Genomic DNA, 11653 nt, shown 5'->3' with positions numbered 1-11653 from the left:
GTGAAATATTTCTTCGCATGACCGCCGCAGCGGGCTCAGCCGACGGTGGAGCCGAAGACCTCGTCGCGGACGGCGTCGAGCGCGGTGCGCAGCGCCCCGTGCAGGATCGGCTCCTCGGTCAGCCCGGTCGTCACCACCCGGGGCTGGACCAGGGTGATCGCGGACACCTCCTGCTGCACCCGGTCGGCGAGCGCGGCGCCGCCGGCCTGTCCCACCTCGCCGGCCAGCACCACCAGCGGCGGGTCGAGCACCACGCAGGTGCTGGCCACACCGAGGGCGAGCCGGCGGGCCAACTCGTCGAGCATCGGCCCACCGTCCGCCCCGGCCGCGACAGCCGCACGGACCGCCTCGGCGGCGTCGGCGTCCGGGTAGCCGTGCTCCCGGGCCACCGCCCGCACCGAGTCCGCGCCGATCAGCTGCTGGAAGGCGGGCTTGGCGCGACGGGAGACGTCGCGCGGGATGGGCACGCCGGGCACCGGCAGGTAACCGATCTCGCCCGCCGCGCCACTGCTGCCGTGGTGCAGCCGACCGCCCAGCATGATCGCCAGACCGACACCGGCGCCGACCCAGACCAGCACGAAGTCCGTCAACCCCTGTGCGGCGCCGGACTGCGCCTCGGCCACCGCGGCCAGGTTCACGTCGTTCTCGAAGACGACGGGCGTGTGCAGGTCGTCCCGCAACGCGGCGAGCAGCCCACTGTGCCAGCGCGGCAGGTTGAAGGCGAAGGTGATGTCGCCGGTGCCGGGGTCGACCAGACCGGGCGTGCCCAGCACGATCCGTCGCACGCTGCTCAACTGCGCCTGGGCGCTGCTCGCGGCCTGCACCACGGCGTTGTGCACCACGCCCACCGGGTCGTCGGTGTCCCGGGTGGACTGCTCCACCCGACCGATCACCGCGCCGGTGATGTCGGCGCAGGCGGCGACCACCCGGTCCGGCCCGACGTCCACGCCGACCACGTGCGCGCTGCCCGGGCGGACGGCGTAGAGCTGGGCGTTCGGCCCCCGTCCGCCGGCCTGCTCGCCGACCCGCGCGACCAGGCCACGCTCCTCCAGGCGCTCGACCAGTTGCGAGGCGGTGACCTTGGACAGCCCGGTCAGCTCGCCCAGCCGGGCCCGGGTCAGCGGGCCGCGTTCGAGGAGCAGTTCCAGCGCGGCACGGTCGTTGAGCGCCCGCAACAGGCGGGGGGTGCCGGGCAGCCGGGTCGCACTCATGACACGTCCTCTGATTTTAGTAAACTTTGCTAACTGTAAACCGACCTGCGAACGGGTAGCCGTAGCGTAACGGTCACTCGACGGTGGGACGCTCGGCCGACCCGGCAGGGCCAAGACCACCAACCGGTACGACGTTCCGTACCCGCGGGGCACCGAAGGGGGAGATCACGTTGGACCTGGATCCAGGACTGCGCCGGCTGGCGCTGGGCACACTGCTGGCCGCGTACCCGGGACCGGTCCCGCCGGACTGGGCGGTCGACCTGCTGGCCGACGGGCTGGCGGGGCACACCCTGTTCGGCACCAACGTGCACGACACCGCGCAGGTGGCGGCGAGCACCGCGGCGCTGCGCGCGGGCCGGCCGGACGCGCTGATCGCCATCGACGAGGAGGGCGGCGACGTGACCCGGCTGGCGCACGCCACCGGCAGCCCGTACCCCGGAAACGCCGCCCTCGGCGCGATCGGCGACGTGGCGCTCACCCGCCGGGTCTACCAGTCGATCGGCGCCGAGCTGGCCGCGCTGGGCATCACCGTCAACCTCGCCCCGACCGTGGACGTCAACACCGCCGACGACAACCCGGTGATCGGCACCCGCTCCTTCGGCGCGGACCCGGTACGGGTGGCCGCCCACTCGGCCGCGGCCGTGGCCGGCCTCCAGGCCGCCGGTGTGGCCGCCTGCGCGAAGCACTTCCCCGGCCACGGCGCCACCGTCACCGACTCCCACCACGAGTTGCCCACTGTCGATGCTCCGCTGAGCCTGCTCCGGCAGCGGGACCTACCGCCGTTCGCGGCGATCGTCGCCGCCGGGGCCCGCGCCGTGATGACCGCGCACATCCGGGTACCGGAACTCACCGACGCCGATCCGGCCACCTTCAGCCGAGCCGTCCTCGTCGACCTGCTCCGCGCCGAGTACGGCTTCACCGGCACCATCATCACCGACGCGCTGGAGATGAAGGGCGCCGCCATCGCCGCCGGCGGGGTCGGCCCGGCCGCCGTCCGGGCCCTGACCGCCGGGGCCGACCTGCTCTGCATCGGCGCGCAGGTCGACGCCGACCTGGTCGAGCGGGTGGCCGCCGAGATCGTCGACGCGCTCGCCGACGGCCGGCTCGCGGTCACGCGCGTCGAGGAGGCGGCCGGCCGTGCCGCCGACCTCGCCGCCTGGACCCGGGCCGCCGGCAGGTCGTCGGCCACCGCCGACACCGAGCTGGGGTACGCGGCGGCGCGGCGCGCGGTCCGGGTGGACGGCCTGCTGACCGGCCTGGAGCAGCCGCTGGTGGTGCAGTTGCACACCGAGTCGACGATGGCCGAGGGGCGGGTGCCGTGGGGCCTCGGCCCGCACCTGGGCGGGGCGTCCGAGGAGGTCCGGGTGATCGCCACCGAGACCGATCCGGCGACGCTGCGCGGGCTGGCCGGCGACCGGCCCATCGTGCTGGTCGGGCGGCACCTGCACCGGTTGCCCGGTGGCCCCGCGCTGATCGATGCTCTGGCGGCCCAGCACCCGGTGACGGTGGTGGAGATGGGCTGGCCGGCCCAGTGGCGCCCGACGGGTGCGCGCGCGTTCGTCACCACCTACGGCGCGAGCCACGCCAATGGCCGCGCGGCAGCCGAGGCGCTCGGCCTCGCCGGTTGATCCAGCACTCTGAGTCACCACGACCGGCGACAGCCTCGGCGTACTCCGATCGAGGTCAAGTCCACTTTTCGACACTCCGAACCAACAGCTCACACCTTGCCCTCGAGCCTTTCGATACGTAGCGTGATCGCACACAGCGACTCGCCACTCCGCGAGGTCGCCGCACCGCGACCGGGGCCTGGGGGGAGGTTGCGGACCGTGGATCCGGCCCGGGATCCACGGTCCGCGCCCAAAACCGCGCCCACCCCCGCGCCCCCCGCCGCACCCACCCCGCACCCCCACCCCCGCCGCGCCGCACCCTTACCGCGCCGCACCCCTTACCGCGCCGCACCCCCGCCGCGCCCCGCCGCGCCGCACCCCCACCGCGCCCCGCCGCGCCGCGCCGCACCCCACCCCACCCCGCCGCGCCGCACCCCACCGCGCCGCGCCGCACCCCACCGCGCCCCACCACCCCGCGCCGATCTTGCGTTTGCTGTTGCCGAAACGCGTGGAATGCCCCCTATGCCGGGACAGCAACTGCAAGATCGGCGCGGGGTGGGCGGGGTGGGGCGGGGTGGGCGGGGTGGGCGGGGTGGGCGGGGTGGGGCGGGGTGGGCGGGGTGGGGCGGGGTGGGGGCGGGGTGGGAGGGGGTGGGGTGGGCGGGGTGGGATGGGGTGGGGTTGTTAGCGGGGGTAGACGCCGTAGGCGCGCCAGCCCTGGTTCGGGAAACCGGCCTCTTCGGCTACCCGGGCTGAGGCGTGATTGTCGCGCTCGTGCAGGTAGGTGGGCACCGCCCCGTCATCGAGCACCCGCCGCGCCGCCTGCGCCACCAGCCGACGGGCGAGGCCACGCCCCCGGGCCGCCGGGACGGTGCCGACGGCGAGCTCGTGCCCGTACGCGTCGTGCCGTTTGATCCCGGCGCCGGCCAGGTAGGCGCCGTCCGGGTCGCGGACCACCAGCACCTGCCGGTCGAAGATCCGCAGCCAGGGCGGCAGCCCGGGAGCCGTCGACTCGGTCCACTCGCCCACGTCGGGCAGCGGCGCGGGGGCGAGGGTCCACCGGAAGTAGCCGTCGTGCACGCACCAGTCGGGCAGGCCCACAGCCTCCGGCAGCGCGGCGAGCAGTCGGGTGGGCGTACGCCGGACCAGCGCGCGGATCGACGCCACCCGGTCCGGCGCCACCGAGAGCACACCGCTCTGCCCCGTATCCACGGCGAGCGCGGGGCGCAGCCGGCCGTCCCAGGCCGGTAGGGCCCGCCGGTGCGAGGCGACCACGTGCAGCCCCGGCCCGGCCGGCCACTGGCCCAGCCAGGTGGCCAGGTGCAGGTGGAGTCGCCGATCGAGCATGCGCACCTCCCCGTCTGCCGACCCGTCGTGGATCACCGTACGCCGGGCGGCCCGCCCGGATTGGCGATCCGGCCGAGCCGAAGGCACGCGAACCGGGGATACGGATTGACCGTCATATGTATTTCCATACCTGGACACCTTTCTTTGGGACGGTAGGGCATGCCGATTCAGCCGAAGCACCATCACCAGGACCCTGAGCGCCGCTGGCAGGCCGCCGAAATCATCGGGGCTGTTCCCGCCCAGCCGCGCTACCGGACCCCGCGGGCGATCGGCACCGGCACCCAGTCCTGGGCCGGGCTCAACGACTCACCGGTGGCGAGCGTCAACAGGCACCGCCTGAACAAGCGCTGACGCACCAGGTCCGCGCGCGGCATGACGCCTCCGCGGGGCACGGAGCGGTGTACCCGTTCGGATCACGCGTTCCCCTGCCCGGGACGACACACCGGGAGGTCCAGCGGCGGCTTTCGCACACCTGTCGGGTAATTTCTTGTGGTCCGGCATCCCGGCCTACGACAGGAGAAGCTCCGCGCATGGGCAAGAAGACGATCCACGTCTCCGACTTCACCGGCACGGTTCTGCGGCAGGACGACGAGGTGGTCCGCGTCGTCGTGCTGGAGCACCCGGACCTGGTCGCCGGGCCCGTGCAGTTGGACGCCACCCCCGGCGAGGTGGAGAACATCGACGACGCGGCGCTGGACGTGGCGGTGGTGGAGATCCACGACCGGCACGGCAACGGTGAGCCCCGGCGGGTGGTGCTGACCGCCAGCGAGTTCGACGCGATGGCCACCGACGTGCCGATGGCGCAACTGCTCAAGACTGCCGAACGGGTCCGCCCGCCGAAGGCCCGCAAGAGCGCCGAGAAGATCGACTACGGCACGCTGGAACACGCCGGCAAGCCGCACCGGGGCCGGGTCACCGAGGAGGAGGCCCGGCTGGTGCGCGAGCAGCTCGACGAGGTCAACAAGCGCCTTGCCGACGCGGGCGTACGCCAGATCGACCCGACCGATCCGGAGCACGCCCTGCGCTACGGCTTCCCCGAGGCTTCCTGACCCTGGTTCCTACTTTCCCGCGACGGCGGCGGCGAGGGCGGCGGACAGGTCGGCCTCGACCGCCGCCTTGTCCAGGCCGAGGTCGGTGAGCACGCCGGCCCCGTCCTCCTGCTCCAACAGGGCGAGCAGGATGTGCTCGGTGCCGATGTAGTTGTGCCCGAGGCGCAGCGCCTCCCGGAAGGTCAGCTCCAGCGCCTTCTTGCCGCGCGCGTCGTACGGGATGAGGTCCGGGACCTGGTCGGACGGCGGCGGGAGGACGGCGCCGACGGCCTCGCGCACCGCCTCGGGGGTGACGCCCCGGCCGACGAGCACCCGGGCGGCCAGGCCCTCCGGCTCGGCCAGCAGGCCCAGCACCAGGTGCGCGGGGCCGATCTCGGGGCTGCCGCTGGCCCGGGCCTCCTCCTGTGACGCCATCACCACGTTGCGGGCCCGGGGGGTGAAGCGGGCGAAGCCGGCGTTCGGGTCGAGCGCGGCGGCGTCGGTCGCCTTCGGCACGAAGCGCTTCTGCGCGGCCTGCTTGCTGACTCCCATGCTGCGGCCGATGTCGGTCCAGGAGGCGCCCGAGCGCCGGGCCTGGTCGACGAAGTGCCCGATCAGGTGATCGGCGACCTCGCCGAGGTGGTCGGCGGCGATGACCGCGTCGCTGAGTTGGTCGAGCGCATCGGTGTGGGCTCGCTTGATGGCCTGGATCAGATCGTCCAGCTTGACCGCGTTGCTCATCTGGATAGGCTCCGTCATGCGTCAACCATAGGTTGACGAGCCACCTTCGTCAACCATGGGTTGACGATTGCCCCGTCGAATTCCGATTGTCGTCGGGCAAGGACCGTCGGGTCGGCTCGACGCACCGGCCGTATACGGTGGCTCCGGTCGAGCACCGGCACGCGGCGGGAGGGGCGAGCATGCGGCTGCACGTGGGCTGCGCGATGTGGAGCCACCGGTCGTGGCCGGGTCACTCGCTGCCGTCCGCCGAGCGCCTGCGGCACTACGCCAGTTGGTGCGACGCCGTGGAGGGCAACACCACGTTCTACGCGATCCCGGCCCGCGAGACGGTGGCGTCGTGGGCAGCGCAGACCGACGTCGACTTCCGCTTCGTCCTCAAGCTCCCGAAGGTCATCACGCACGAACGGCGGCTCACCGACGCCGGCGAGCCGCTGCGGGCCTTCCTGTACGCGATCGAACCACTCGGCCCCCGCGCCCACGCGCTCTGGATACAGCTACCCGGCTCGTTCGCCCCCGCCGACGTGCCGACCCTCAGCCGGTTCCTGGGCGGGCTACCGCAGTCCCACAGGTACGCGGTGGAGGTCCGCCACCAGGCGTTCTTCACCGACGACAACGCGGCTCGACTGCTCGCCTCGGCGCTGACCACCGCCGGGGCCGAATGGGTTCCCTTCGACACGACCGCCTTCTTCGCCCGCCCTCCGACGAGCGACGCCGAACGGGACGCCTGGACGAAGAAGCCCCGGGTGCCGCTCCGGTCGCTCGCGCTGACCGACCGGCCGATCGTCCGCTACCTCGGCCGTGACGACCCGGCCCGTACCGTCGAGGGGTGGCAACACTGGGTCGACGTGACAGCCACCTGGCTCCGCGAGGGGCGTACGCCGACGATGTTCGTCCACACCCCGGACAACGCCGACGCGCCGGCGCTCGCCCGCCGCTTCCACGATGAGGTACGAGCGCGCGTACCGGAACTGGACCCGCTGCCCGAGCCGATCCCGGTCGAGCCGCTGACGCTGTTCTGATGCCGTCAGCGCTGTCGCTTGAGCAGGTCGTCGAGGTGGGTGGCGGTGCTGATCAGCGACAGGTGGCTGAACGCCTGCGGGAAGTTGCCGATCTGCTCGCCGGTCGGCGCGATCTCCTCCGAGTAGAGGCCGAGCGGTGTGCTGTAGGTGAGCATCTTCTCGAAGGTCAGTCGGGCGTCGTCGATCCGGCCGGCGAGGGCGAGCGCCTGTACGTACCAGAACGTGCACATGTTGAAGGTGCCCTCGGTGCCGGCGAGACCGTCCGGCGAGGCCCTGGGGTCGTAGCGGTAGACCAGGCTGTCGGAGACCAGCCCGGCGTCGACCGCCCGCAGCGTCGACCTCCACATCGGGTCCAGCGCCGAGATGAAGCCGAGGCCGGGCATGGACAGCAGCGAGGCGTCCAGGATGTCACTGCCGTAGTGCTGCACGAAGGCTTGCCGCCCGGGGTGGAAGCCGCGCGACATGACCTGCTCGTAGATGGTGTTGCGCTCGGTCGCCCAACGGACGGTGTCGCCGGGGCGGCCGCGGCGTTGTGCGAGACGGATGGCACGGTCCAGCGCCACCCAGGACATCATCCGCCCGTACGTGAAGTCCTGCCGCCCGGAGCGGGTCTCCCAGACGCCGTCCTCGGGCTGGTCCCAGTGCTCGCAGAGCCAGTCCATCAACTCCGCGCTCTTCCGCCACCCGTCGTAGGGTGCGATCATGCCGTTCCGGTATCGGCTCGCCCTCCCGGATCGCCCTCTTGAGCCGCCGCCCGACCGAGAGGCAGACCTCCAGGCTGCGCTCCATGTGTCGGACGGCTTCGGTGTAGAAGTCCAGGGACGGCCGTTCCCGCCAGCGCAGCGGAGCGAGTCGCACCACCTCCTGGGACGCGTCGAGCCCCTCGCCGAGCGCGGTGAGCCGGGGACCGAGACCTCGCAACGCGCCCAGACCCCGCTCCACCGCGTCGAGATCGCGACGGCGCAGCGCCGCGGCGAGGTCGTGCAGGGCGGCGACGGCCGGGTCGAGGACGGGTTCGGCCAGCCGCCGTACCGTCCGCTGCGGGTGGATCGGCACCACCAGCAGGCCGACCGCCAGCCCGATCAACCCGCCGACCGCCGCGTCGACGAAGCGGGGTACGGACAGGTCCCGTACCGGTGGTTCCAGGGTGGCGATGAGCACCGCCGTGGCACCGGGCTGTGTGAGCAGCGAGCCGCCGCCCTTGAGCAGCACGGCGACGATGATCGCCAGCACCACGACCACGCCGGTCTGCCAGGCCCCGATGCCGAAGAACGGCATGAGCGCGTCGCCGACGGCGAGCCCGAGGACGACCCCGGCCAGCAACTCGATGGTGCGGCGCAGGCGTGATCCCATCGAGGCCGCCACGATGCCGACGGCGGTGGTCGGCGCGAAGACCGGCGCGGGGTTGTCGAGGAACTGGTAGCCCGCGAACCAGGCGAGCGTCGCGGCGACGCCGGCCTGCACGGCGAGCAGCCCGTACAGGTGTACCCGCCAGGCGGGTTTACCCAGCCTTCCGCGCAGGCGGGCCCACGGGTGGTCGGCCCGCGCCGGTCCGGACGGGCCCGCGGCGTTCTCGGGCGGCGGGGCATTTGCGCCGTCTACCCGCCCACGGAACGAACTATCCGGTGGTCGACGCCCCGATCGTGCCGGCTCGCTCAGTGGGCGGGATTCGGGGTGTGCGGCAGCTTACCGAGCTGACGCCAGTTCGTCTCGACGACCTCGACGTCGTAGTGCTTGGCGGCGGCGAGGATGTTCTGGAAGGCCAGCTCGCGCTCCGCGTCGGTGACGCCCTGCACCTGGTCGAACCGGGCAACGGCGTTGCGGACGTGACTCGCGTCGGTCATCGGCTCCTTGCGCTTGTCGGGGAACGCGAAAACGCTCTCCGGCAACTCGCGCTTGTCCTTCTCCGACAGGCCGCCGTGCTTCTCGTGGGGCTTCCAGGTCGTCTTCATGGTTTCCGGATACCCAGAAGCGGCCCGGTAGCACCCGCCGGACCGGGCGGTTGCCATCGCAAGATCCATATCACGCGACCCTGACACCTCCCACCGAAGCCCTCGACGATTCCGTCCTTTGTGGAGTGCGAGCATGGGCCGCATGGATATCTACGCGGACACCCGTACGGTGTCACTCCGATCTGGCCGCCTGGCTGCGCCAACTCGCCAACCAGTTGGAGTCGGACGGACGGATCTTCTACGGCGCGGCGGGCGCCGTGACGGTCGCCGACACGTTGCGGTGCGAGCTGGAGATCGAGCGCGAAAGCGAGACGGAGTCGTCCGTCGAGATCGAGCTCTCCTGGAGCGTTCCGGCGCCGGTGAACGCCGCGGACACGGCGGACACGGCGCCGGAGCCCTCGAGCGACACCGACGAGCAGGCCGGGGCCACGTCGCAGGCGTGACTCCGGGGCGACACAGTGCCGCGCGGCGGCCACCGCAGTAGGTGGACACCGCCCGGCCGGCGACCTGTCGGAAGGAACGATGACGAGCGCAGAACAGGGCCGGACGCGCCGCCTGACCGATGCGTGCCGGGAGGTGGTGGCCGCCCCCTGGTTCAACCTGGTCAGCTTCGCCGTCATCGCGCTCAACGCGGTGGCGCTGGGCCTGGAGACGTACGGCGGGGCGACAGCGCTGGCCGGGGCCCCGCTGCGCGGCATCGAGTACGCGTGCCTGGCGTACTTCGTGCTCGAACTCCTGACGCGGTTCGGGGCGCACCTGTGGCGACCCGCGCAGTTCTTCCGGGACCCGTGGAACGTCTTCGACCTGCTCATCGTCGCGGCGCCACTGCTGCCCGGAATCCGGGAGAACGTCACGCTGCTGCGGCTGCTGCGCCTGGCCCGCATCGTCCGCGCGTTCCGCCTGTTTCCCAGTCTGCGCGTGATCCTCGTCGGGATCCGGCGCAGTCTTCCCGGGCTCGGCAGTTTCCTCCTGGTCACGGTCCTCGTGCTCTACGGGTACGCGATGCTCGGCTGGATGCTGTTCGGCGTCGCGCTTCCCGACCGGTACGGCACCGTCGGGCAGGCGATGCTCACCCTGTTCCTGCTGCTGTCGTTGGACGGCATCACCGACACGCTCCAGGCCGGCCGGGAGATCACCGGGTGGGCGGTCCTGTACTACGTGTCGTACATGGTCACGGCCTGCTACCTGCTGACGAATCTCCTGGTGGGTGTCGTCCTGACCGCACTGGACGAGGCCCATCGGGAGGAGCGCGCCGCGGCGGCACGGGCCGCCGCGCCCGCTACCGCCGACGACAGCGACGCACCATCGGCGCACGAGCAGTTGGCCCAGCTCCGCACGATCATCGCGGACCTGGAGCAGCGACTGCCGAAGGAGACCGGACCGGCCGAGCGCCGCCTCCTTTAAGGAAGGTTTAGAAAACTATCGGGCGCCCCGGGCGAGCGCCTACCATACGGCGGCCGTGGCCGTCCGGGTCAATGCCATCGTCTGCTCGTGGGGAGTGACCCGTGTCGTACGCCTCGTTTCGCGAAGCGCCGGCGAGCCCGCCGCCACCGCCGCGTCCGGTGAGCCGGTTCGCCCGCCATCGGCTGGGCATCGCCGCCGGCGTCGCCGCCGTGCTCGTCATCGGTGCGGCCGGCGTCTACTCGACCACCCGAGCCGACGCGCCGGAACCGACGAACGCGGCGAACGCCGTCGAGAACCCGGAGACATCCCCGGCAGGGTCGGCTGGGTCGTCCGCCTCGGTCGGCCCGTCGGCGTCAGCATCGGCGTCCACGACGCCGTCGGCCTCCGCGAAGCCGTCCGCCTCCGCCGCGCCGAAGGTCCCGGCGACCGGCTGGGTGCCGGTGGACCGTGCCGCCTGGAAGGCGCAGGTCGACGCGTACCGGGCGTTGAAGACCGACCCCGTCCCGGCCGGCGTGGGCAACCTGCCCGAGTTCCGGGCGGACTGCCAGTACAGTCACCGGCTGCCGGACGACCCGATCGTCGCGCCCGGCCTGCCGGGCGCCTCCCACATGCACTCGTTCGTGGGCAACAGGGCGGTCGACGCGGACACGGTCGCGGGTGACCTGACGAAGTTCACCGCCACCTCCTGCAAGCCGGTCCAGGACCACTCCGCCTACTGGGTCCCCACGCTCTACGACAACGGCACCGGCAAGCCCGTCGAGACCTCCGGATTCCGGGTCTACTACCGGTCCCTGGCGAAGACGTCGACCGGCCAGATGCCCATGCCCAACGGCCTGCGGATGATCTCCGGCGACGCCAAGAAGAAGAAGCCGACCCCGCGCGGCGCGACCGGCCAGTTCTACTGCGCCTTCTACGGCCCCGGCGACCTGGACGGCATCGCCCGTAGCACCAACGGCAACTGGCCGATCTGCGGCGGGGACGCCACCCTGCACTACATGATGCAGTTCCCCGACTGCTGGGACGGCAAGCACCTGGACAGCCCCAACCACAAGGACCACGTCGCGTACGGCACCGGCGGCGGCTGCCCGAGCAGCCACCCGGTGCGCGTCCCGGCGATCACCTTCGACATCCAGTACCCGGTCAAGGGAACCCCCGCGGGCTATTACCTGTCCTCCGACAAGGAGGGCAAGAGCGCTTCGTCGATGCACGGGGACGCGTTCGTGATGTGGGACGTCACCACGATGAACAAGCGCACCAAGAACTGTGTGCTGCAACGCCGGACCTGCGACAACTACGGCTACCAGAAGTAGCCGGGGCCAGGCCCGTGTCGGCCTGGCCCCGGGG

12 protein-coding genes and 1 pseudogene are annotated in these 11653 nt (G+C 72.3%); 8 read left to right on the top strand and 5 right to left on the bottom strand.

Translation table 11 applies throughout. The annotated features are described in order from the left end of the window. Positions 1-35: 35 nt before the first annotated feature. Positions 36-1211, bottom strand: coding sequence for an ROK family transcriptional regulator (locus O7634_RS15795; protein ID WP_278150885.1), 1176 nt, complete (start codon positions 1209-1211; stop codon positions 36-38). A gap of 170 nt (positions 1212-1381) precedes the next feature. Here O7634_RS15795 and O7634_RS15790 point away from each other — a divergent pair, with 170 nt between their 5' ends. Beyond that, positions 1382-2839 carry a glycoside hydrolase family 3 N-terminal domain-containing protein gene (locus tag O7634_RS15790; protein WP_278150884.1) on the top strand — a complete coding sequence of 486 codons (1458 nt, stop codon included), beginning with the start codon at positions 1382-1384 and terminating at the stop codon, positions 2837-2839. Positions 2840-3502: 663 nt separating this feature from the next. Here the strand turns inward: O7634_RS15790 and O7634_RS15785 are convergent. Further along, a complete protein-coding gene (locus tag O7634_RS15785) occupies positions 3503-4165 on the bottom strand; it encodes a GNAT family N-acetyltransferase (protein ID WP_278150883.1) in 663 nt (220 codons plus the stop codon). 159 nt (positions 4166-4324) lie between these two features. Between O7634_RS15785 and O7634_RS15780 the strand changes: the two genes are divergently transcribed. Together O7634_RS15780 and O7634_RS15775 are read left to right on the top strand one after the other, a co-directional pair. Continuing rightward, complete coding sequence (locus O7634_RS15780; protein WP_278150882.1) at positions 4325-4516, top strand: DNA repair protein; 192 nt, start codon at positions 4325-4327, stop codon at positions 4514-4516. Positions 4517-4695: 179 nt separating this feature from the next. Further along, positions 4696-5214: a hypothetical protein gene (locus O7634_RS15775; RefSeq protein WP_278150881.1), complete on the top strand. Its 519-nt coding sequence runs from the start codon at positions 4696-4698 to the stop codon at positions 5212-5214. A gap of 9 nt (positions 5215-5223) precedes the next feature. On the opposite strand, the gene O7634_RS15770 is transcribed toward O7634_RS15775, so the two are convergent. Further along, positions 5224-5952 (bottom strand): Clp protease N-terminal domain-containing protein, encoded by a 729-nt coding sequence (locus O7634_RS15770; RefSeq protein WP_278150880.1) that lies wholly within the window; start codon positions 5950-5952, stop codon positions 5224-5226. A gap of 185 nt (positions 5953-6137) precedes the next feature. Here O7634_RS15770 and O7634_RS15765 point away from each other — a divergent pair, with 185 nt between their 5' ends. Then, positions 6138-6953 carry a DUF72 domain-containing protein gene (locus O7634_RS15765; protein ID WP_278153983.1) on the top strand — a complete coding sequence of 272 codons (816 nt, stop codon included), beginning with the start codon at positions 6138-6140 and terminating at the stop codon, positions 6951-6953. 5 nt (positions 6954-6958) lie between these two features. Here the strand turns inward: O7634_RS15765 and O7634_RS15760 are convergent. Further along, positions 6959-7618 (bottom strand): annotated as a pseudogene (locus tag O7634_RS15760) (glycoside hydrolase family 15 protein); the annotation flags it as partial. A gap of 37 nt (positions 7619-7655) precedes the next feature. Here O7634_RS15760 and O7634_RS15755 point away from each other — a divergent pair. Then, the gene (locus tag O7634_RS15755; protein ID WP_278150879.1) at positions 7656-8300 is read left to right on the top strand and encodes a hypothetical protein; all 645 of its coding nucleotides are present in this window, start codon (positions 7656-7658) and stop codon (positions 8298-8300) included. 308 nt (positions 8301-8608) lie between these two features. Here O7634_RS15755 and O7634_RS15750 read toward each other — a convergent pair whose 3' ends face one another. After that, positions 8609-8905 carry a DUF6582 domain-containing protein gene (locus O7634_RS15750; protein WP_278150878.1) on the bottom strand — a complete coding sequence of 99 codons (297 nt, stop codon included), beginning with the start codon at positions 8903-8905 and terminating at the stop codon, positions 8609-8611. A gap of 125 nt (positions 8906-9030) precedes the next feature. Here O7634_RS15750 and O7634_RS15745 point away from each other — a divergent pair, with 125 nt between their 5' ends. The 3 genes from O7634_RS15745 to O7634_RS15735 all read left to right on the top strand — a co-directional run bounded on the left by O7634_RS15745 (position 9031) and on the right by O7634_RS15735 (position 11619). After that, on the top strand, positions 9031-9348 hold the full coding sequence (locus tag O7634_RS15745) for an amphi-Trp domain-containing protein (protein ID WP_278150877.1): 318 nt from the start codon (positions 9031-9033) through the stop codon (positions 9346-9348). A gap of 79 nt (positions 9349-9427) precedes the next feature. Then, positions 9428-10309: an ion transporter gene (locus O7634_RS15740; RefSeq protein ID WP_278150876.1), complete on the top strand. Its 882-nt coding sequence runs from the start codon at positions 9428-9430 to the stop codon at positions 10307-10309. 101 nt (positions 10310-10410) lie between these two features. Then, positions 10411-11619 (top strand): DUF1996 domain-containing protein, encoded by a 1209-nt coding sequence (locus O7634_RS15735; RefSeq protein ID WP_278150875.1) that lies wholly within the window; start codon positions 10411-10413, stop codon positions 11617-11619. Positions 11620-11653 lie beyond the last annotated feature (34 nt).

Origin of the sequence: Micromonospora sp. WMMD1120 (assembly GCF_029626235.1) — a bacterium.
In the GTDB taxonomy this organism is placed as follows: Bacteria; Actinomycetota; Actinomycetes; order Mycobacteriales; family Micromonosporaceae; genus Micromonospora.
The sequence above is the reverse complement of the archived record's forward strand: the minus strand, read 5'-3'. Positions and strand labels throughout refer to the sequence as shown.

Coding starts and splice junctions, on each gene's coding strand:
- O7634_RS15770 (WP_278150880.1), bottom strand. CDS start 5,952: ATGACGGAGCCTATCCAGATGAGCAACGCGGTCAAGCTGGACGATCTG.
- O7634_RS15750 (WP_278150878.1), bottom strand. CDS start 8,905: ATGAAGACGACCTGGAAGCCCCACGAGAAGCACGGCGGCCTGTCGGAG.
- O7634_RS15765 (WP_278153983.1), top strand. CDS start 6,138: ATGTGGAGCCACCGGTCGTGGCCGGGTCACTCGCTGCCGTCCGCCGAG.
- O7634_RS15740 (WP_278150876.1), top strand. CDS start 9,428: ATGACGAGCGCAGAACAGGGCCGGACGCGCCGCCTGACCGATGCGTGC.
- O7634_RS15755 (WP_278150879.1), top strand. CDS start 7,656: ATGCCGTTCCGGTATCGGCTCGCCCTCCCGGATCGCCCTCTTGAGCCG.
- O7634_RS15785 (WP_278150883.1), bottom strand. CDS start 4,165: ATGCTCGATCGGCGACTCCACCTGCACCTGGCCACCTGGCTGGGCCAG.
- O7634_RS15795 (WP_278150885.1), bottom strand. CDS start 1,211: ATGAGTGCGACCCGGCTGCCCGGCACCCCCCGCCTGTTGCGGGCGCTC.
- O7634_RS15775 (WP_278150881.1), top strand. CDS start 4,696: ATGGGCAAGAAGACGATCCACGTCTCCGACTTCACCGGCACGGTTCTG.
- O7634_RS15780 (WP_278150882.1), top strand. CDS start 4,325: ATGCCGATTCAGCCGAAGCACCATCACCAGGACCCTGAGCGCCGCTGG.